Below are 19511 nucleotides of genomic sequence, written 5' to 3' on the forward strand. Positions count from 1 at the left end.
TTACGTTATTTCATAAAATTTCAATCGTTTTTTTACCGATTTAGCAACACGCTTATCGGGCACTTTTTCCTATATTTGCTCGCCTTGCTTCCTTTGCGATGCAGACACAAACAAACACAATATAACTTAGTAATAATCAGCCTTTCCTATACCGGAAAGGGTCATTAAAAATTAATCTAATGTCCAAAACATCGAAGATTTTTTACACGATAACTGATGAGGCCCCGATGCTGGCCACGCATTCTTTCCTTCCAATTGTACAGGCCTTTACAGCCCCTGCCGGAATTGAGGTTGAAACCCGTGATATTTCGCTTGCAGGAAGGATCCTTGCCAACTTCCCGGAACACCTTGCCGAAGACCAAAAAGTGGGCGACGCTCTCGGCGAACTGGGCCAGCTGGCTACCACTCCTGAAGCGAACATCATCAAATTGCCAAACATTTCGGCATCGGTACCGCAGCTGAAAGAAGTGATAAAAGAGCTGCAGGGACAGGGCTATAGCATTCCTGATTATCCGGAAGACGCCAAAACCGATGAAGAAAAAGAAATTAAAACGAAGTATGCCAAAGTGCTGGGGTCTGCCGTAAACCCGGTACTGCGTGAAGGAAATTCCGACCGCAGGGCGCCAAGGGCCATTAAGAACTATGCCAAGGCACACCCGCATTCTATGGGGCCATGGTCGGCAGATTCTAAAACCCACGTTGCAAGTATGGCGGAAGGCGATTTTTACGGAAGCGAGAAGTCGGTTACCGTAAAAGAAGCCACTGATGTGAGGATTGAATTTACAGGCAATGACGGTACTATTACCGTATTAAAAGCAAGCACCCCTTTAAAAGCAGGCGAAATAATAGATACTTCGGCATTAAGCCTGAAAAAACTTAAAGATTTTGTAGCGAAAGAAATCACTGATGCCAAAACAAAAGGCGTACTCTTTTCATTGCACATGAAAGCGACGATGATGAAGGTTTCCGACCCGATCATTTTTGGCGCTGTGGTAGAAGTTTTCTTTAAGGATGTTTTCTCCAACTATGCTGCCCTTTTCAAAGAGCTGGGCGTTGATACCCGTAATGGGCTTGGCGATGTATATGCTAAAATAGCAGGCAACGCGAAGGAAGCTGAAGTAAAAGCTGCACTTGACGAAGCAATGAAAAAAGGCCCTGCACTTGCGATGGTAAACTCGGATAATGGGATAACCAACCTGCATGTACCGAGTGACGTAATCGTGGATGCCTCGATGCCGGCAATGATACGCACCTCAGGCCAGATGTGGAACGCTGAAGGCAAAGGGCAGGACACCAAAGCGGTGATCCCTGACAGATGTTATTCAGGGCTTTATACAGCTACCATAGATTTTTGTAAAAAACACGGCGCTTTCGACCCTGCAACTATGGGCAGCGTACCGAACGTAGGGCTTATGGCGCAAAAAGCAGAGGAATACGGGTCGCACGACAAAACGTTCCAGGCTGCTGCCGATGGTGTTGTAAAAGTGATCGATAACAATAACGGCACCGTATATATGGAGCAGCAGGTTGAAGCCGGCGACATCTTCAGGATGTGCCAAACCAAAGATGCACCTGTACAGGACTGGGTAAAGCTTGCCGTAAACAGGGCAAGGCTTTCGGCTACCCCGGCGATATTCTGGCTGGACGACAAGCGTGCGCACGACGTACAGCTTATCGAAAAAGTAAACACCTACCTGAAAGACCATGACACTAACGGCCTTGACATCAGGATCATGGACCCGATAGCGGCTACAAACTTTACGCTTGAAAGAATAATAAAAGGTGAAGACACGATCTCAGTGACCGGAAACGTACTTCGTGATTACCTTACAGACCTCTTCCCTATCCTGGAGCTTGGCACATCGGCCAAAATGCTTTCTATCGTTCCGCTTATGAATGGCGGCGGATTGTTCGAGACCGGCGCGGGAGGCTCTGCCCCTAAGCACGTGCAGCAGTTTCTTGAGGAAGGCTACCTGCGCTGGGATTCGCTTGGCGAGTTCCTTGCATTGGGCGTATCGCTGGAGCATTTGGGACAGACATTAGGCAATTCGAAAGCATTGATATTGTCTGAAACCCTTGATGCAGCTAATGAGAAATTCCTTGAAAATGATAAATCGCCGGCGCGTAAAGTTGGCCAGATCGATAACCGCGGCTCGCATTTTTACCTTGCGCTGTATTGGGCACAAGCGCTTGCCGCACAGGACAAGGATGCTGAGCTAAAAGCCAAGTTTGAACCGATAGCAAAGGAACTTGAGGAAAATGAGGCTAAAATTGACGCTGAACTTATAGGCGCACAGGGCAAACCGCAGGAAATAGGCGGCTATTACCACCCTGATTTCAAGCTTACCGACAAAGCCATGAGGCCAAGCGGGACATTTAATACCATACTTGCAAAATTAGATTAAGCTAATAGTTTTATATTGAAAGCCATCCGAAAGGGTGGCTTTTGTTATTTATACTGTTGTGATGCTCCAGCGATTTCCCTGACATGAATGATAACTCTGGCGGCACGAGCAGGATGCCCGCGCTGGCATTGGAATGATCGAGTATCATTTTGATTAAAAACTAAAGGGTGTTCTGATCTTGACAAATCACCCTGATAAAGAGGTTTTGTGGTTTCTTAGATTTAGTATAGTATAAATAATTGCACTAATTACCATTTTTTGGTAACTTTGAATTTAAAAATTCTTAGTAATGGGAAAGAATACATCCATATCGTTAGGCAATCACTTCGAAGATTTTATTGAAAGTACTATCAATAACGGGCGATTCAATAATGCCAGCGAAGTGATACGTGCAGGGTTAAGGCTCCTTGAAGATGAGGAGAATAAAATCATTGCCCTGAGAAAGGCAATTCAGGAAGGCATTGACAGCGGGGTTGCCGAAAACTTTGAACCTAAAGCCTTTTTAGAATCTTTAAAGGGAAGAAAGAGTAATGACTAAATATCACTTTTCTAATAAGGCGCTTGAAGACTTGATTTCGATTTGGGATTATACAGTAGAAGAATGGTCGGAAAGCCAGGCCGAAAAATACTACAACCTGATAATAGCCTCTTGTGCAGATTTAGCAGAGAACCCCCAGCTTGGAAAATCGTACGACATCTTAGCGCTGGACATTCTAGGATACAAGTGCAGCCGTCACATTATTTTCTATCGTGAAGTTTCGAAGAATGAAATTATAGTAGAAAGAGTGCTGCATGGAATGATGGATTTGAAGAATAAGATTTAATTTGCTTCCAGTTGGCACTATCGTTGACATGTGCATTTATTGGTACGAGCGTGACTCTCGCACTAGCGGGGCTATAAGTTTCTGTATTTCTTTTACCGGCACGAGCAAGATGCTCGCGCTAGGGGGGGGTAATTTTTGTGAATAATATATCACCTCTCGGTTTTTTTGTTAAATATTTTTATCGTATTGTATAGTAATGTCTAACTAACAAATGAATAATATGAAACCGAGAAAATTTATAAATTATGAAAAGGAATCTTTAATAAAATTAATTAAATCCTTGCAAAGTAAATTCGACTCACACGAATTTATTACATTATTTTCTGAAATATATAAGACTCATTATGATAACTTTTTAAACTTGTATATGGATGACTCTCACAGAAAAGTCCATCAACAAATAGCACTTGGACTTGTTGACAATATGGACTATTTTAAAATTGATAAAAATGGAAAAGTTAAAAGCTTAAATATCTTTGGCTTTAATAATAAAAATGAAGAGTGGATAAAACTATAGTTTATCTTTCAGATTATAATATTTACTAATTATATTAAAACACTATAAGCATAGACATTCTTAGGAATAACGATTGAGTAATTTTTCTAAGATGGCGTGATATCCCTGACCCATGCATTTATGGCATCTCGGCATCTAAACACTTACTTATACCAATATAAATTTTATTCTTCACTATCAATTGATCCAAATAATAAAATTAGTAATAATGAAATAACTCCTAAATTTGTATTGCATAAATAATAATTAAAATTATGGAAGAAATTACATACGATAATATTTCAAACTTTATAAAACGTTTTATGAAAAATAATAATTTAGAAATAAAAACAATAGCAAAGGAAATCAATTGCTCTATTTCGACCTTAAATAGAATCATTAAAAAGGAATCTCTCCCAACCTCGAATATGCTTAAGCAAGTTGGAATCATGATATCTATAGGATTTGAAAAATACAGAAAATTGTCTAATTCTGAAAAAGAATCAATCTCGGAAAAAATTGGAGCATTCGGAGGTGGAATATTAGGTTTTGGTTCAATTACTGCTGCTATAGGAGCCTCTGGGACTGTAGCTGGGCTTTCTGCTGCTGGAATTACATCTGGGCTTTCTGCTATTGGAGGTATTGTCGGCGGAGGAATGACTGTTGGAATAATAACTGTGGCTTTTATTCCTATTGCTACTATTGGAGTTGGGTTTGGTATTATAAAAGGAGTCAAGTCAATTATATCAAATAATAGGTTAAACAACGTTGAATATGATTCTTATTGGGAGTATCCAAATCCTAATTAAGATTAACTTTGTAACCTATAAATTGAGAAAAACCCTCACCGCCACGAGCAAAAATGCTTACACAAGCCAGTAAAATAACAAATAATCAATCAAAAATAGTCAATACTTTTAACATTCCCTTATCCTCCGCCCTCACCTCAATACTCCCCAAAAATCAGTACCTTTGCGGTTTGCACAAAAATGCTATGTCAGATACTACAGGATTTACAGAATACATAGAAGTATTGGGCGCCCGCGCCCACAACCTCAAAAACATAGATGTCATAATTCCGCGCGAAAAGCTGGTGGTCATTACCGGGCTTTCGGGTTCCGGGAAGTCGTCGCTTGCCTTCGATACTATATACGCCGAAGGGCAGCGCCGCTATATCGAGACGTTCTCGGCCTACGCGCGGCAGTTCCTCGGTGGGCTGGAGCGCCCTGATGTCGATAAGATAGACGGCCTCTCCCCTGTTATCGCCATCGAGCAAAAGACGACCGGGAAAAGCCCGCGCTCTACTGTGGGGACTATCACCGAGATTTACGACTTCCTGCGCCTTCTCTATGCACGCGGCGCTGATGCATACAGCTACAACACCGGTGAAAAGATGGTAAGCTATACCGATGACCAGATAAGGGAACTTATCGTGGAGAAATTCAACGGTAAGCGTATTACCATATTGGCACCGATAATACGTTCGCGTAAAGGGCATTACCGCGAGCTGTTCGAGCAAATTTCCAAGCAGGGCTTCCTGAAAGTCCGCGTGGATGGTGAAATTAAAGATATAGAAAGCGGCATGAAGCTGGACCGCTACAAGAACCACGACATTGAAACGGTTATCGACCGTATGGCAGTGGATGCTTCTCCGGAAACGGATAAACGCCTTAGCGACAGCATAAAAACGGCGATGTACCATGGCGAGGATGTGCTGATGGTCATAGAGCAGGAAAGCGGCGAGGCGCGCTATTACAGCCGTAACCTCATGTGTCCTTCATCCGGTATTTCCTACCCTAACCCGGAGCCGAACAACTTTTCGTTCAACTCACCCAAAGGTGCGTGCGATCATTGTAACGGATTGGGTGTTATCAATGAGATTAATATAAAAAAGATAATCCCGAACCCAAAAATCTCCATAAAAAAGGGAGGTATTGTACCCATAGGTGAATATAAAAGCTCATGGATATTCAAACAGATAGAGATCATAGGGGAAAAATTTGAATTTAAGATAACCGACCCGATTGAAAAAATTTCCGCGGAAGCGATGGAAATGATTCTCAACGGCGGCAAGGAGAAATTCACGGTAACGTCAAAAACACTGGGCGTTAATCGTGAATATAAAATTGATTTTGAAGGTATTTCCAGCTTCATAAAAAACCAGCATGACGAGAGTGGTTCGGCCTCAATTAAACGATGGGCAAAGGATTTCATGGACGAAGTGGAATGTCCCGTTTGCCATGGCTCAAGGCTTAAAAAGGAATCACTGTACTTTAAGGTAAACGGACAAAACATTGCCGAGCTATCAGCTATGGATATATCCGACCTGGCGAATTGGTTTGAAAACCTTGAGGAACACCTTTCCGAAAAACAAAAAGCCATTGCGATGGAAATCGTAAAGGAAATAAAGGCACGCCTGAGTTTTTTGGTAGATGTAGGCCTAAATTACCTGGCACTGAACCGTAGTTCCAAATCGCTTTCGGGCGGTGAGGCACAACGCATCAGATTGGCTACACAGATAGGCTCACAGCTTGTAGGCGTACTGTATATTCTCGACGAGCCGTCAATAGGCCTGCACCAAAGGGATAACGAAAAGCTTATCAAATCGCTGGAGCAACTGCGCGACATTGGCAACTCTGTCATTGTAGTAGAACACGACAAAGACATGATAGAGCGTGCCGATTATGTTATAGACATCGGTCCGGCAGCGGGGCGTTTCGGCGGGGAGATCGTCAGCAAAGGCACCCCGGCGGAACTGCTGAAGGAGCATACGCTTACCGCAGCGTACCTTAATGGCGAAAAGGAAATTGCCGTACCTGAAAAACGCCGTGAAGGCAACGGGAAAACACTGAAGCTTACCGGCGCAACCGGCAACAACCTTAAAAATGTTTCGATAGAGCTGCCTCTGGGTAAGCTGATATGCGTTACAGGTGTATCGGGAAGCGGTAAGTCGACATTGATAAACGAGACACTGTACCCTATACTGAACGCCCATTTCTTTAATGGCGTAAAGAAACCCGCTCCCTATAAAAAAATTGAAGGGCTTGAACATATCGATAAAGTTATTGATATTGACCAGTCGCCTATAGGCCGCACACCCCGCTCCAACCCTGCAACGTATACGGATGTGTTCAGTGAGATACGTTCCTTGTTCACGCAAACCCCCGAGGCTATGATACGGGGTTATAAGCCGGGCAGGTTCAGCTTTAACGTGAGCGGTGGCCGTTGCGAAACCTGTGAAGGATCTGGCCTTCGTGTTATCGAAATGAACTTCCTGCCTGATGTATATGTGGAATGTGAAACCTGCCAGGGCAAGCGCTTTAACCGGGAGACACTGGAAATCCGCTATAAAGGTAAATCCATTTCGGATGTGCTGGATATGACAGTAGATGATGCCGTGCCTTTCTTCGAGAACATTCCGAAAATATACCGCAAGATCAAGACGATACAGGATGTCGGCCTGGGTTATATTACCCTCGGACAGCAGAGTACCACGCTTTCCGGTGGTGAAGCGCAACGGATAAAGCTGGCAGCGGAACTGTCTAAAAAAGATACCGGTAATACCTTCTACATCATGGACGAGCCGACTACCGGGCTCCACTTTGAGGATATCCGGGTGCTGATGGACGTTATCAATAAACTTGTAGATAAAGGCAACAGCGTACTTATCATTGAGCACAATATGGACGTGATAAAGCTTGCCGACTATATCATAGACATTGGTTATGAGGGCGGTAAAGGCGGCGGGCAGCTGGTTGCCAAAGGAACGCCGGAAGAAGTGGCGAAAAACAAAAAAAGCTATACGGCGCATTTTCTAAAAAAAGAATTATCTTAGACCCCGTTTGTTTAGATACAATAAAAAATTTAACCACATAGGCACATCGATTTAATGAGTTATTATACAGGTGCTGCATAGTTGACATAGATGAAGCAACGCTTCAAACTATATGGCAATATGTTACCTTACCTGCCCGATCATTACTAAGAAGGCTATGTATCTATGTGGTTGAATTTTAAAATTATGGACTTAAATTTTTATTGAAGTAATGTCAAAAGAAAAATACAATAGCGAGGATGAATGGATCCACGAAGGGCTGAAGCAAAAACCGTGGAATGAGATTAGAAGCAACGACTCCTGGGCCATTTTTAAGATAATGGCGGAGTTTGTGAACGGTTTTGATACTATGGCAAAAATAGGCCCGTGCATCTCCATATTCGGTTCGGCCCGTACTAAGCCGGATGATAAATATTACCTGCTTGCAGAAAAGATTGCCGAGAAGATCGCCAATGCCGGATATGGCGTGATTACAGGTGGTGGCCCTGGTATCATGGAGGCTGGAAACAAAGGTGCGAGCCGTGGTATAGCGCCATCGGTTGGCCTTAATATTGAGCTTCCTTTCGAGCAGCATTTCAACCCTTATATCGACCATGACAAGAACCTGAACTTCGACTACTTCTTTGTCCGCAAGGTAATGTTCGTAAAATATTCGCAGGGATTTGTAGTAATGCCGGGCGGGTTTGGTACGCTGGATGAGATGTTCGAGGCGATAACGCTGATACAGACCAAGAAGATCGCAAAATTCCCAATCATACTGGTAGGCACCGAATTTTGGAGCGGACTCATGGAATGGATTAAAACCGTTATGATTGAGCGGTATGCAAATGCCAACCCTGACGACCTTAAGCTTATAAGGATAGTAGATACAGAAGATGAAGTGCTTGAAGCGATTGATAACTTCTACAAAAAATACAGCCTTAGCCCGAATTTTTAACGTAAATCTGTGTCATTTCGACCGAAGCATAGCGGAGTGGAGAAATCTCTGTAGTAAATGTTGAGATTTCTCCTATCGTCGAAATGACACAAATGCACGTTGCGACAGATAGCTTTAACATTATAAGAAGCAACCCGGGGCACAATTTCGTATCTTTAATGCAGTACTATACGCCAAACGGAACCATGTAGTAATAAATACCGTATTTAATAACGTGAAGCTTACAAAATACAATTTCCTTTTTTTACTTATGCTTTCAGGTTTCCTGCATGCACAGCACCAAAACAGGCTGTTTGCAGACGTAGATTATAATGAAAGGGTTATCAGGGTTAGGCAGGAGATCGTATTTAACAACCAATCGGCCGACACTCTGCAGGAATTCATCCTTAACGACTGGAACAATGCCTATTCTAATAAGGAAACGCCTTTGGCAAAACGCTTTTCGGACGAGTATATCAGGGCATTTCATTTGGCAAGGGAAGATGACCGTGGCAGTACTACCATACTATCAATAACCGACCAGAATGGACGGATGCTTAACTGGAAGCGACCTGACGGACACCCTGATCTTATTGAGGTGCAACTAGCTGGCCCTATTTACCCGAACCATGAGTTTAAGTTTACTTTCACTTACAATGTAAAAATTCCGAATGACCGTTTCACCAGATTCGGTTATGATGATAAAGGTATATTTACATTGAAAGACTGGTACCTATCCCCTGCCCGCACCGAAGGGAATAAGTTTGTACGTTACAGCAATGAGAACCTCGATGATATTGCCAATGCCGTTGCGGATTATGAGCTTACACTTACAGTACCTGCCGGGACTTTCGTTGCCTGCGACCTTTACCAGGGCAATAAGGCCGGTAAAAACGCGACAGACGAATACTATTTCATCGGCAAGGGACGCATGGGCTTTAACCTTATACTTGAAAAGAAAAATACTTTCGAAATACACGCAAATCCTTTGGTTGAAGTAAGCTGCAATTTGAAGGATAATGGCGTGACCGATATACAGCGGGCTGTCCTTATAGACGACATTGTAAAATTCACAGCCGAAAACCTTGGCCCCTACCCGTATGGGAAAATTATGGTAACCCAGGCAGAATATGACCGAAACCCTGTGTACGGGCTTAACCAGCTTCCCTCCTTCCTCAGGCCTTTTCCGGATGCTTTTATTTATGAAATACGCTTCCTGAAAACCTACCTGAATGTTTATCTTAAAAATACGCTGCGCCTTGACCCTCGGAAAGACAACTGGATTTATGACGCTATCCAGATTCAGCTGATGATAAAATACATCAATCAGTACCATCCGAACCAGACAATGATGGGTACACTATCCAGCGTGGGGATACTCAAAGGGCATAAGCTGTTTAATATCGGTTTTAACGAGCAGTATGATTACGTTACGCTGCTTATGGCGAGAAAGAACCTTGACCAGCCTATTGGCGACCCTAAAAGCACCTTCATAAAATTCAATGAGCAGATAGCAGGTAAATATAAGGCGGGGCTTTGCCTCAGCTACCTTGACGATTATCTTGGCAATGGCATTACGGATCAGGTAATTTCAGAATTTTATAAACTGAATACTACAAACAGGAAGACGGACAGGGAAGATTTCGAGGGCATCCTTAAATCGAAAACGGATAAAAATATTGATTGGTTTTTTGAGACGGTTATCGATACCCGTGAGCTTATCGATTATAAATTTGGCAATATCAAAAGGGATAAAGACTCCGTTAGAGTAACGGTAAAAAATGTAACAGGTACCAATGTGCCTGTATCTCTTTACGGGATAAAGAAAGGCAATGTCGTGTTCAAACAATGGGTGGATAACATTGCTGCCGACAGTACATTCACGATACCGCGGCAGGGCGCTGACAGGCTCGTGATTAACTACAACAACGAAATCCCTGAATATAACCGCCGCAACAACTGGCGAAAGCTGGGTGGTTTTTTCCCGAATAACAAGCCTATAAAGCTTACGTTCTTCCAGGATGTGGAAGACCCGCGCTATAACCAGCTGTTCTATGTACCAAGCTTTAGCTTTAATATATATGACGGGGTATCGCCGGGAGTGCGATTCCACAATAAGTCGATGCTGGAAAAGCCTTTTGTTTTTGATGTCAACCCTATTTACTCCCTCAAAACAGGCCAGCTTATAGGTTCGGTATCCCTGCTCTACAACCAGTATATACGTGACCAGCAGCTGTACAATATCCGTTATACCCTGTCGGGCTCAACCTTTCACTACGCGCCCGATGCGAGTTATATCAAATTTACACCGGGAGTTCAATTCCGAATCCGTGAAGACGACTATCGCGAAAATAAAAAGCAGTCTATCACAATTCGCCAGGTATTGGTAAACAGGGAGAAGTCGCAGTTTGTAACTACAACCGACCAAACTGAAAACTATTCTGTATTCAATGCCAGATATGCTAAGTTTGAGTCGGAAATAACAAGGCATTATAACTTTTATACCGATATGCAGCTGGCGAGCTCTTTCGGTAAATTGTCCGGAGAAATACAATACAGAAGGCTTTTTAATGACAACAGGCGTATAAACCTCCGGCTTTTTGCAGGGGCGTTTATGTACAGGAGCACCAATTCTGACTTTTTTAGTTTCGGGCTGGACAGACCTACGGATTATATGTTCGATTATAATTATTATGGCCGCTCTGAGACCACGGGATTATTCAGCCAGCAGTATATTATGGCGGAAGGTGGGTTTAAATCTAAAATGGCCACGCGCTTTGCCAACGAGTGGATGACAACCGTGAACGGAAGCTTTAATATATGGAACTGGGTAGAGGTGTATGGCGACGCAGGTTTGTTTAAAAACCACTATTCTGATGCCAAATTTGTTTACGACAGCGGTATCCGTCTAAACCTTGTCCCGGATTACTTTGAATTATATTTCCCGGTATATTCCAGCAATGGGTGGGCGTTCAGGCAGCAGGAAGCCTACAGTACAAAGATCCGCTTTGTGGTCACGATCAGTCCTGGTACACTAATCAACCTATTTACCAGGAAGTGGTTTTAATGGGTAAATGGAAGGCAGATCTAAGCTTATTCTTTTCTCATGGAATTTCACATTGGTTAGTAAAGCGTAGACGTTAAACATTAATAGCCCACGCTATCAGGCAAGTTTTGCAGTAATATATTCAATAGCCCCGTTTTATCTTTAATCATTTAAAAATTCGAAAATAAATATACTATATGTATTTTTTATTTTGTTTCGTTGTAAAATCTGCATTCAATACTTCACTATCCATCTTTTTATTATTAAAAGTGAAATCAAATTTTTGGGGTGTTTTTATATTATATCAATCTTTTACTTAAATTTGTCACTTACAACACCATTTTTATGACCGAAACAGAGACTAAAAAATCGCTTTCTTTTGAAGATTTCAGGGCAGAAGTGCTCAACGATTATAAAATTGCAATTACCAGCAGGGAGTGCAGCCTCCTGGGCCGCCGCGAGGTACTTACGGGCAAAGCCAAGTTCGGTATATTTGGTGATGGTAAGGAAGTGCCGCAGCTTGCTATGGCAAAAGCCTTTAAAAATGGCGACTTCCGTTCGGGATATTACCGAGACCAGACATTTATGATGGCTATAGGCCAACTGACCATACAGCAATTCTTTGCCGGGCTTTACGGCCACAGCGACCTTGAGCACGACCCAATGTCGGCAGGTAGGCAAATGGGCGGGCATTTTGCCACGCACAGCCTTGACGAAAACGGCAACTGGAAAAACCTTACCCAGCAAAAAAACTCAAGTGCCGACATCTCCCCTACTGCCGGGCAGATGCCCAGGCTTTTAGGATTGGCACAGGCCTCTAAAGTATACCGCAATATAACAGGTGTACAAAATAAGACCAACTTCTCTATCAACGGGAACGAGGTTGCCTGGGGTACCATTGGTAATGCCAGTACTTCCGAAGGGTTATTTTTTGAAACCATCAATGCCGCAGGCGTGCTACAGGTACCCATGGTAATGAGCGTATGGGATGATGATTACGGCATCTCGGTACACGCACGTTACCAGACTACGAAAGAAAATATATCGGAGATACTCAAAGGCTTCCAGCGCGATGAGAATGCCAAAGGCTACGAGATAATTACCGTAAAAGGATGGGATTACCCGGAACTGGTATCGGCTTATGAAAGGGCTTCAGAAATAGCACGTAATGAGCATGTACCGGTACTTATACACGTATATCAGCTGACACAGCCGCAGGGCCACTCTACATCAGGGTCACACGAACGTTATAAAAATGCCGATCGCCTTTCGTGGGAAGCCGAATACGACTGTGTGGCGCAGATGCGGAAATGGATGCTTGAAAATAACATGGCTACAGCCGAAGACCTTGACGCTATTGACGAGCAAGCCAAAAAGGACGTGCTTGAAGGTAAGAAAGCAGCATGGTCGGCTTATGTAAATCCGATAAAAGAGGAGCAAAAAGAGCTTATTGCGTTATTAAATAATGTCGCGTTACAAAGTGATAATAAAGTATTTATCGAAAAATACACCGCAGACCTGTCGTCCATAAAAGAGCCGATACGAAAAGACCTTTTGATCACTGCCCGTAAAGTACTCCGCATGGTTGTGAAGGAAAATGGTAAAAATGCACTATCACAATGGGTTACTGCTTACACCGAAAAAATACAGCCGAAATTCAGTTCGCATTTATATTCGCAGTCGGATAAAAATGTGTATTCGGTTAAAGAAGTAAAGCCACAATATGATGAGAATGCCGAAGACGCCGATGGCCGTATGGTTATCAGGAACAACTTTGATGCTATTTTCAGCAAATACCCTGAGACGCTAATTTTTGGGGAAGATTGCGGAAACATTGGCGATGTGAACCAGGGCCTCGAGGGTATGCAGGATAAATATGGTGACTTCCGCGTATGCGATGCCGGTATCCGCGAAGCAACAATACTTGGGCAGGGAATTGGGATGGCTATGCGTGGCCTCCGCCCTATAGCCGAGATACAATACCTTGACTACCTGCTGTATGCCATACAGATAATGAGCGATGACCTTGCTACCCTTCAATACAGGACAGCAGGAAGGCAAAAAGCACCGCTGATAATAAGGACACGCGGCCACAGGCTGGAAGGCATCTGGCACTCGGGTTCACCAATGGGTATGATCATCAATGCCATACGTGGAATACACGTATTGGTGCCGAGGAACATGACCAAAGCGGCAGGATTTTATAATACATTATTAGAAACCGATGAGCCTGCACTGGTTATCGAATGCCTTAACGGTTACCGCCTTAAAGAGAAAATGCCGACCAACCTTGGTGAATTCAAAACACCTATAGGGGTTGTGGAAACCATAAAAGAAGGAAGTGATATTACCCTTGTGTCGTATGGCTCTACACTTCGTGTTGTAGAACAGGCTGCCAAAGAACTTCTTGAAGCCGGTATTGATGCCGAAATTATCGATATACAGTCTTTGCTGCCGTTTGATATCAATCATGATATTGTAAAAAGTGTGGCAAAAACCAACAGGCTGCTTGTTATAGATGAAGATGTACCGGGAGGCGCGTCGGCATTCATATTGCAGAACATTCTTGACGAGCAGAATGCTTACAAGCACCTTGACAGCAAGCCGGAAACGCTAACTGCTAAAGCCCACAGGCCATCGTATGGCACCGACGGCGATTATTTTTCGAAACCGTCGGCAGAAGATATTTACGAAAAAGTATATAGTATAATGAGTGAAGCAAAGCCGAATGAATATCCTGAATTATATTAGCTTTCAGTCATTTCATTTTCATAAAAGACAAAGCCGCCCATGTTTATAGGCGGCTTTGTCTTTTATAATTTTACAGGTTGTTTTTTAATGTGAAAATCATTTAATATAAACTGTTTTTACGTTCACGAATTCTTTAAGGCCATTTTCGGCAAGTTCCCTCCCGAAACCGGAACGTTTTACACCACCAAAAGGAAGCGCAGGATCTGATTTTACCATTGCATTTATAAAAACAGCTCCTTCCTGGAAAAGATGCACTTTCTTTTTAATACCTTCAATGTCTTTGGTAAATACTGTAACACCCAAACCGAAATTGGTTTTATTGCTTAGTTCGACTGCCTGTTCAAAAGTATCAAAAGCCATTACTGCCGCAACAGGTCCAAAGACCTCTTCTTTAAATACAGGCATATCAGTAGTTACACCTATAAGTATAGTAGGGTCATAAAAAGCATCCTTCCTTTTTCCGCCTATCACAAGCTTTGCCCCCATCGCAACAGAATCATTCACCTGCTTTTCTATATCGATAGCAAGGTCTTCGCGAGCCATCGGGCCAATCTCAGTTGCTTTATCCATCGGATCGCCTGTTTTTAAAGCCTCGACACCTTTTTTAAATCCTTCGACAAAGACATCGAACACAGATGCATGCACTAAAAAACGTTTGGCAGCGATACAACTTTGTCCGGTGTTTTGCATACGTGCATTAACTGCTACCGACACAGCATCATCAAGATCAGCATCTTCGCAAACGATAAATGCATTGCTGCCCCCTAACTCTAACACTGCTTTTTTGATCTGCTTTGCGGCGGCAGAAGCTACTGCAGCCCCAGCCTTTTCACTGCCGGTTAGTGAAACAGCCTTTACTATAGGATTGTTGATCACATCTTCAACCTGTTCGCCTGAGATAAGGAGATTTTGGTAGATGCCTTCCGGGAAACCCGCTTCGGTGAAAAGCTCTTCAAGCAATATACCACAACCGGCGACATTGGATGCATGCTTTACAACGACTGTATTACCTGCAATTATAGCGGGTATCGCAAAACGGAAAACCTGCCAGTACGGAAAATTCCATGGCATAACACCAAGAATCACACCTAAAGGCTCAAATGTTATAAAACTCTCGCCTGCATCGGTATCAATTTCATATCCTGAAAGAAAATTCTGAGAATTTTTAATGTAATATTCACATAAGGCTATACATTTTTTTACCTCTGCTTCTGACTGCATAATGGGCTTTCCCATCTCCAAAGAGCACTTTTCTGCCAATAAATGTTGTTGTTTTGTTAAGGCAAATATTAAATTTTCGATAAATTTTAGGCGCTCCCCTATGGGTATACCTTTCCACACAGCAGAAGCCTTTTCACTGTTCATTAAACTCTTATTAATCTGATTTTCAGAAAAATAACTATAATTTGACAAAAAAGTTTTGTTAAAAGGATTAGTTATAGAAAACATTTTTTACTTTTGTTAAAATTTCAATTCTAAAGATAGGATATTTTCTTGATATAAAAATATTACTTTTGCCCCAACAATAGTGATTACCGATAAGATTAAATGACAATACTGATAAACAATAAACAATTATTATGAAGAAAGTTGTACTCCCATTATTAATGCTTTGCCTTTCCTCTGCAGCACTACGGGCACAGGACACAGAATCTACCACCAGCAATGACTACAATAAATGGTCTATTGATGGTAATTTTGGTGTTAACAAGGCAGGTAACCCAATGACTGAAGGTTACCACATGAATGTAACTAACCTGTTTCATGCAGATTTAGGATTCAGGTATATGTTTAATACCAAATTTGGATTGAAACTGGCCGGAGGCTATGATATCCTGAATGACGACGGTAGCGGTAGCCGTACATTTAAATCTACAGTTATTGGTATAAACCTTCAGGGTTATGCAAATCTTGGGCGTATTATGCAGTTTGAAACATTCACAAAAAGGCTTAATCTATTAGGCCACATGGGTGTTGGTGTTGCACAGTTAACAAATGATGAGCGCCAGGACGGCGGTTTTAGCGGGCAAGACCACTTAGGAAGTTTCCTTATCGGACTTACAGGACAGTTCAGGATATCTAACAGGGTTGCCGTTAATGCCGACTTCACAATGATAAACAACTTCTCACAGCACAAAACGTGGGATGGCGGAACTTACCAACGTACCTACCAAGGCTTTGACAGTACATTATATAATGCTACTATTGGTCTTTCTGTATACCTTGGCAAAAGCGGAAGGCAGCATGCTGACTGGTTCGTTGAGGATCCGGATTCTGACAAGCTAAAAGATATTCAAAACCGTCTTGAGGAGCTTGAAACAATGATGAATGACAGCGATAAAGATGGTGTGCCGGATTACCTTGACAGCGAGCCAAACACTATTACAGGTGTAGCCGTTGACAGCAAAGGAAGGACTATCGACAGAAATACCAATGGTGTACCTGACGAACTTGAAACATATATTGACAATAACAATAGAGAAATCGAGAAGACAATTGATAGCAAAATTGCACAACAAGCTGTAGGCATCGAGAAACTTGTAAATTCAGGTTATGTAAATGTATACTTCGATGTTAATAAAGACCAGCCTAATGCACAATCTGTTGATGGTATCAATTTCCTTATCACTTACCTGAAACAAAACCCAGGCAAATCTGCTGACGTAATTGGATATGCTGACGAAGTTGGTGCAACTGCTTACAACCAGGATCTGTCAATGAGAAGGGCTGAAAATGTTAAGAAGATATTGGTTGACGCAGGAGTTAACGCGGCTAACCTTAATATCGTAGCTAACGGCGAGCAAAGCCTTGGAAATGACTCAAGGCGTGTACGTACCGTTGTAAGAAGGGTAACGTTTATACTGAAATAATATTTAGTTAATAACTATATGAAAATCCCCTGCTTTTGGCAGGGGATTTTTTTTATCTTTAAAATAAAACAAAATGAATGATCGCGATACGGGCCTTTTGGCCTTGCGTGGAGAAGCTATAGGCGCAATACTCCCCCATTCCGGAAAAGAAGAAATATTTCAGAATCAAACCTTAAGGCCAATACTAAAACTGCAAAACGATATTTTTATTGAATCATTCCTGAATTATGTAAATAAATCTAAGAGCGACTTTTATGCGCTCTCTACAGAGAAGAAAATGCAGTTTATAGACAATGCCGTACACAAGGACATAAAATTCCGAAATGCCCTTAAAGGCATGGTAATGGCAATGTTCACTATTGAAGAGTTCAGGGAATATACGATCAACTCCTCAAGCCTTAACAAACGCATGATGAACATGCTTATAGAACGCCTGAAAGACCAGGTGCAGTTATTGATAAAACCAGAATAAAAGGACATAGTTTTTATAAATAAAAACCGGAAGAAAGCCTTTCCGGTTTTATTACTTATTCTTTTTAGAGAAGGTATTCGCTATATATAGTATAGGCCTGTTTTTACGTATACGCCGGTACAGCAGCCCCCAGTTTATTATGATCCCAACAACGCATATTGCCATGAGTATAACAAGCAACGACACGTAGATAATATCGTTAAGGCCTACCCTAACCGGTAGCTCAAGTATAAAGAAATACAATGAAACAAAAAAAACAGTAACAGATAACAGTAGTGAAAATAATTTCATGCCCTTTTACTTTTAATAGAGAATAGCAAGTATTTTTTCAGCAAAAGGGAACTTTTTAGAATAATTTAAACTATAATTTCATTGATGCATTGATCGTCTTCGCAATTAACCACTTCATAACAGTAAACAAAATTACTTTTTTTAAATACTATTTTAAAGGCTGCAATAGGTAAGTATCAACAATAGATTGTTTATAACCCCAGTAACAGCGCCTGCATCGAGGCATAAACTTCTTCCCTGCCGGTGATTTTATACCTGAAGAAATAAGTCATTTCGTCATCAATGAAATCTTTATAAAATTTGCTGTCAAGCACCATTCTTTCATGCTCATCTATACCGGTTGGCTGTAATGCCATATCCTTATTGCAAACACCTTCGGATACGAATTCAAAAATATCTTTTTCGTACGTTTTAATTGTACCTGTAATATTGAAGTCGGGGCTGTCGACATTTTTATAAACATCAAGGTCCAGCTTTATACCATGGTCTTTATATTCTGCAGTGATACTGTGCTCGTTTTCCTTAAATTTAAAGTGCCCGTCGCTTTTGAAAAATTCTTTAAAGCCATCAAAGATTTTTTTAATCTCTTCCTTCTTTAACTCTTTCTTCTTATACGTGTAGCGCTTCCTGAGCTCATCATGCTCCGCTTTTATATCAATTTTTATTTTCAGGTAGCCTAAATCCATTGGGTTTCGTTATTATAGTTCTGCAACTTTTGGTTTGTAGAAATTCACATAAAAAAAATTGGCAGGATCAATTCCCGCTTCAACAAGCAAGGTGCTGATTTTTTCGGCCTTTGCGTTTTCTGCACCTAAAGCAAGCCCCAAAAAGGTCAGGAACTCATCCAGGTTACTGAATTTAAAACTCAGGTTCGTATTTAAGGAATATCCCGTAATACTATATTCGGCAGTGTGTACATCAACCCCCGCATGTTGAAATGCTTCGCTGATGATTTTGAAATTATCTGTCATGGTGCTTTGTTTTTAAGGTCTGATACAAATTAATATTTATCTTTTAATAGTGCTCTTAAATAAAGCTTAAACTTTAAGACGTATTCATATAAATAAAAAAAAGCTCCGTGCACTACTCCGAAGCTTTGATATAAAAAACAAGTAACCTAATTATGCTACATCTTGTCGTCTTCCACGATCTGTACTTTGCCATTGGGCACTTCGCCCGATGTATCTTTAATGATACGGACACCAAGTACATTCAGGGGGATGTCAATCGGCTCTTCAGAATTTTTTATCTCCTCTGTAATATTCTCGTAATCCATAGGATTCAGTACAAGCGAATCGCCATTATCAATTTTCTTTGCAAAGAGAAAGCTTCGTATAGAAGCAATCGAAATTTCGTTTCCTATAACTACAAATTCGGACATGGCTATTAATTTTATATAGCTAAAATACTACTGTCAAAATGAATTATTGAAAAGGTTATGTTAATTTAAAGATGCAACACATATCATACGGATTGGGCAGATTTTCACAGATTTATAAATAAGTTAATTTAAGCAATTGAAAATCTGTGAAAATCTTTTAAATCTGCTTCATCCGTGTTCCAAAATTACGACTAAATTATAAATCCCTATCTTTGCCGAAAATA

The 19511-nt window shown here is 41.6% G+C and carries 16 protein-coding genes; 11 read left to right on the top strand and 5 right to left on the bottom strand.

What is annotated here, in order from left to right; genetic code table 11:
• Nucleotides 1–179: 179 nt before the first annotated feature.
• From AAEO56_RS09445 to AAEO56_RS09485, 9 genes are all read left to right on the top strand, one after another.
• Nucleotides 180–2405 (top strand): NADP-dependent isocitrate dehydrogenase, encoded by a 2226-nt coding sequence (locus tag AAEO56_RS09445; RefSeq protein WP_341696800.1) that lies wholly within the window; start codon nucleotides 180–182, stop codon nucleotides 2403–2405.
• 289 nt (nucleotides 2406–2694) lie between these two features.
• Nucleotides 2695–2943 carry a type II toxin-antitoxin system ParD family antitoxin gene (locus AAEO56_RS09450; protein WP_341696801.1) on the top strand — a complete coding sequence of 83 codons (249 nt, stop codon included), beginning with the start codon at nucleotides 2695–2697 and terminating at the stop codon, nucleotides 2941–2943.
• Nucleotides 2936–3229 carry a type II toxin-antitoxin system RelE/ParE family toxin gene (locus tag AAEO56_RS09455; protein ID WP_341696802.1) on the top strand — a complete coding sequence of 98 codons (294 nt, stop codon included), beginning with the start codon at nucleotides 2936–2938 and terminating at the stop codon, nucleotides 3227–3229. Before AAEO56_RS09450 ends, AAEO56_RS09455 begins: the two co-directional genes overlap by 8 nt.
• A 220-nt stretch (nucleotides 3230–3449) precedes the next feature.
• On the top strand, nucleotides 3450–3746 hold the full coding sequence (locus AAEO56_RS09460) for a hypothetical protein (protein ID WP_341696803.1): 297 nt from the start codon (nucleotides 3450–3452) through the stop codon (nucleotides 3744–3746).
• A 254-nt stretch (nucleotides 3747–4000) separates the two neighbouring features.
• Nucleotides 4001–4534, top strand: a complete 534-nt coding sequence (locus tag AAEO56_RS09465) for a helix-turn-helix domain-containing protein (RefSeq protein WP_341696804.1) — start codon at nucleotides 4001–4003, stop codon at nucleotides 4532–4534.
• Nucleotides 4535–4719: 185 nt separating this feature from the next.
• Nucleotides 4720–7560 carry an excinuclease ABC subunit UvrA gene (uvrA, locus tag AAEO56_RS09470; protein ID WP_341696805.1) on the top strand — a complete coding sequence of 947 codons (2841 nt, stop codon included), beginning with the start codon at nucleotides 4720–4722 and terminating at the stop codon, nucleotides 7558–7560.
• Between the two features lie 211 nt (nucleotides 7561–7771).
• Nucleotides 7772–8497, top strand: a complete 726-nt coding sequence (locus AAEO56_RS09475; protein WP_341696806.1) for an LOG family protein — start codon at nucleotides 7772–7774, stop codon at nucleotides 8495–8497.
• Nucleotides 8498–8711: 214 nt separating this feature from the next.
• On the top strand, nucleotides 8712–11543 hold the full coding sequence (locus AAEO56_RS09480) for a gluzincin family metallopeptidase (protein WP_341696807.1): 2832 nt from the start codon (nucleotides 8712–8714) through the stop codon (nucleotides 11541–11543).
• A gap of 324 nt (nucleotides 11544–11867) precedes the next feature.
• On the top strand, nucleotides 11868–14273 hold the full coding sequence (locus AAEO56_RS09485; RefSeq protein WP_341696808.1) for an alpha-ketoacid dehydrogenase subunit alpha/beta: 2406 nt from the start codon (nucleotides 11868–11870) through the stop codon (nucleotides 14271–14273).
• A gap of 96 nt (nucleotides 14274–14369) precedes the next feature.
• Here AAEO56_RS09485 and AAEO56_RS09490 read toward each other — a convergent pair whose 3' ends face one another.
• Nucleotides 14370–15722, bottom strand: coding sequence for an NAD-dependent succinate-semialdehyde dehydrogenase (locus AAEO56_RS09490; protein WP_341696809.1), 1353 nt, complete (start codon nucleotides 15720–15722; stop codon nucleotides 14370–14372).
• A gap of 131 nt (nucleotides 15723–15853) precedes the next feature.
• On the opposite strand from AAEO56_RS09490, the gene AAEO56_RS09495 reads away from it, so the two are divergent.
• Nucleotides 15854–17143: an OmpA family protein gene (locus AAEO56_RS09495; RefSeq protein WP_341696810.1), complete on the top strand. Its 1290-nt coding sequence runs from the start codon at nucleotides 15854–15856 to the stop codon at nucleotides 17141–17143.
• A 73-nt stretch (nucleotides 17144–17216) separates the two neighbouring features.
• A complete protein-coding gene (locus tag AAEO56_RS09500) occupies nucleotides 17217–17615 on the top strand; it encodes a glyoxalase (RefSeq protein ID WP_341696811.1) in 399 nt (132 codons plus the stop codon).
• A gap of 51 nt (nucleotides 17616–17666) precedes the next feature.
• Here AAEO56_RS09500 and AAEO56_RS09505 read toward each other — a convergent pair whose 3' ends face one another.
• From AAEO56_RS09505 to AAEO56_RS09520, 4 genes are all read right to left on the bottom strand, one after another.
• Entirely contained in the window at nucleotides 17667–17906 is a 240-nt protein-coding gene (locus AAEO56_RS09505; protein ID WP_341696812.1) for a hypothetical protein, read from the bottom strand.
• 191 nt (nucleotides 17907–18097) lie between these two features.
• A complete protein-coding gene (locus tag AAEO56_RS09510) occupies nucleotides 18098–18592 on the bottom strand; it encodes a hypothetical protein (RefSeq protein WP_341696813.1) in 495 nt (164 codons plus the stop codon).
• A 12-nt stretch (nucleotides 18593–18604) separates the two neighbouring features.
• Nucleotides 18605–18877, bottom strand: a complete 273-nt coding sequence (locus AAEO56_RS09515) for a hypothetical protein (protein WP_341696814.1) — start codon at nucleotides 18875–18877, stop codon at nucleotides 18605–18607.
• Between the two features lie 155 nt (nucleotides 18878–19032).
• Nucleotides 19033–19287, bottom strand: a complete 255-nt coding sequence (locus tag AAEO56_RS09520; RefSeq protein WP_341696815.1) for a hypothetical protein — start codon at nucleotides 19285–19287, stop codon at nucleotides 19033–19035.
• Nucleotides 19288–19511 lie beyond the last annotated feature (224 nt).

This window comes from Flavobacterium arundinis (assembly GCF_038289855.1).
GTDB classification, from domain to species: Bacteria; Bacteroidota; Bacteroidia; order Flavobacteriales; family Flavobacteriaceae; genus Flavobacterium; species Flavobacterium arundinis.

Coding starts and splice junctions, on each gene's coding strand:
- AAEO56_RS09505 (WP_341696812.1), bottom strand. CDS start 17,906: ATGAAATTATTTTCACTACTGTTATCTGTTACTGTTTTTTTTGTTTCA.
- AAEO56_RS09460 (WP_341696803.1), top strand. CDS start 3,450: ATGAAACCGAGAAAATTTATAAATTATGAAAAGGAATCTTTAATAAAA.
- AAEO56_RS09450 (WP_341696801.1), top strand. CDS start 2,695: ATGGGAAAGAATACATCCATATCGTTAGGCAATCACTTCGAAGATTTT.
- AAEO56_RS09465 (WP_341696804.1), top strand. CDS start 4,001: ATGGAAGAAATTACATACGATAATATTTCAAACTTTATAAAACGTTTT.
- AAEO56_RS09485 (WP_341696808.1), top strand. CDS start 11,868: ATGACCGAAACAGAGACTAAAAAATCGCTTTCTTTTGAAGATTTCAGG.
- AAEO56_RS09510 (WP_341696813.1), bottom strand. CDS start 18,592: ATGGATTTAGGCTACCTGAAAATAAAAATTGATATAAAAGCGGAGCAT.
- AAEO56_RS09495 (WP_341696810.1), top strand. CDS start 15,854: ATGAAGAAAGTTGTACTCCCATTATTAATGCTTTGCCTTTCCTCTGCA.
- AAEO56_RS09515 (WP_341696814.1), bottom strand. CDS start 18,877: ATGACAGATAATTTCAAAATCATCAGCGAAGCATTTCAACATGCGGGG.
- AAEO56_RS09455 (WP_341696802.1), top strand. CDS start 2,936: ATGACTAAATATCACTTTTCTAATAAGGCGCTTGAAGACTTGATTTCG.
- AAEO56_RS09445 (WP_341696800.1), top strand. CDS start 180: ATGTCCAAAACATCGAAGATTTTTTACACGATAACTGATGAGGCCCCG.
- AAEO56_RS09490 (WP_341696809.1), bottom strand. CDS start 15,722: ATGTTTTCTATAACTAATCCTTTTAACAAAACTTTTTTGTCAAATTAT.
- uvrA (WP_341696805.1), top strand. CDS start 4,720: ATGTCAGATACTACAGGATTTACAGAATACATAGAAGTATTGGGCGCC.
- AAEO56_RS09500 (WP_341696811.1), top strand. CDS start 17,217: ATGAATGATCGCGATACGGGCCTTTTGGCCTTGCGTGGAGAAGCTATA.
- AAEO56_RS09520 (WP_341696815.1), bottom strand. CDS start 19,287: ATGTCCGAATTTGTAGTTATAGGAAACGAAATTTCGATTGCTTCTATA.
- AAEO56_RS09475 (WP_341696806.1), top strand. CDS start 7,772: ATGTCAAAAGAAAAATACAATAGCGAGGATGAATGGATCCACGAAGGG.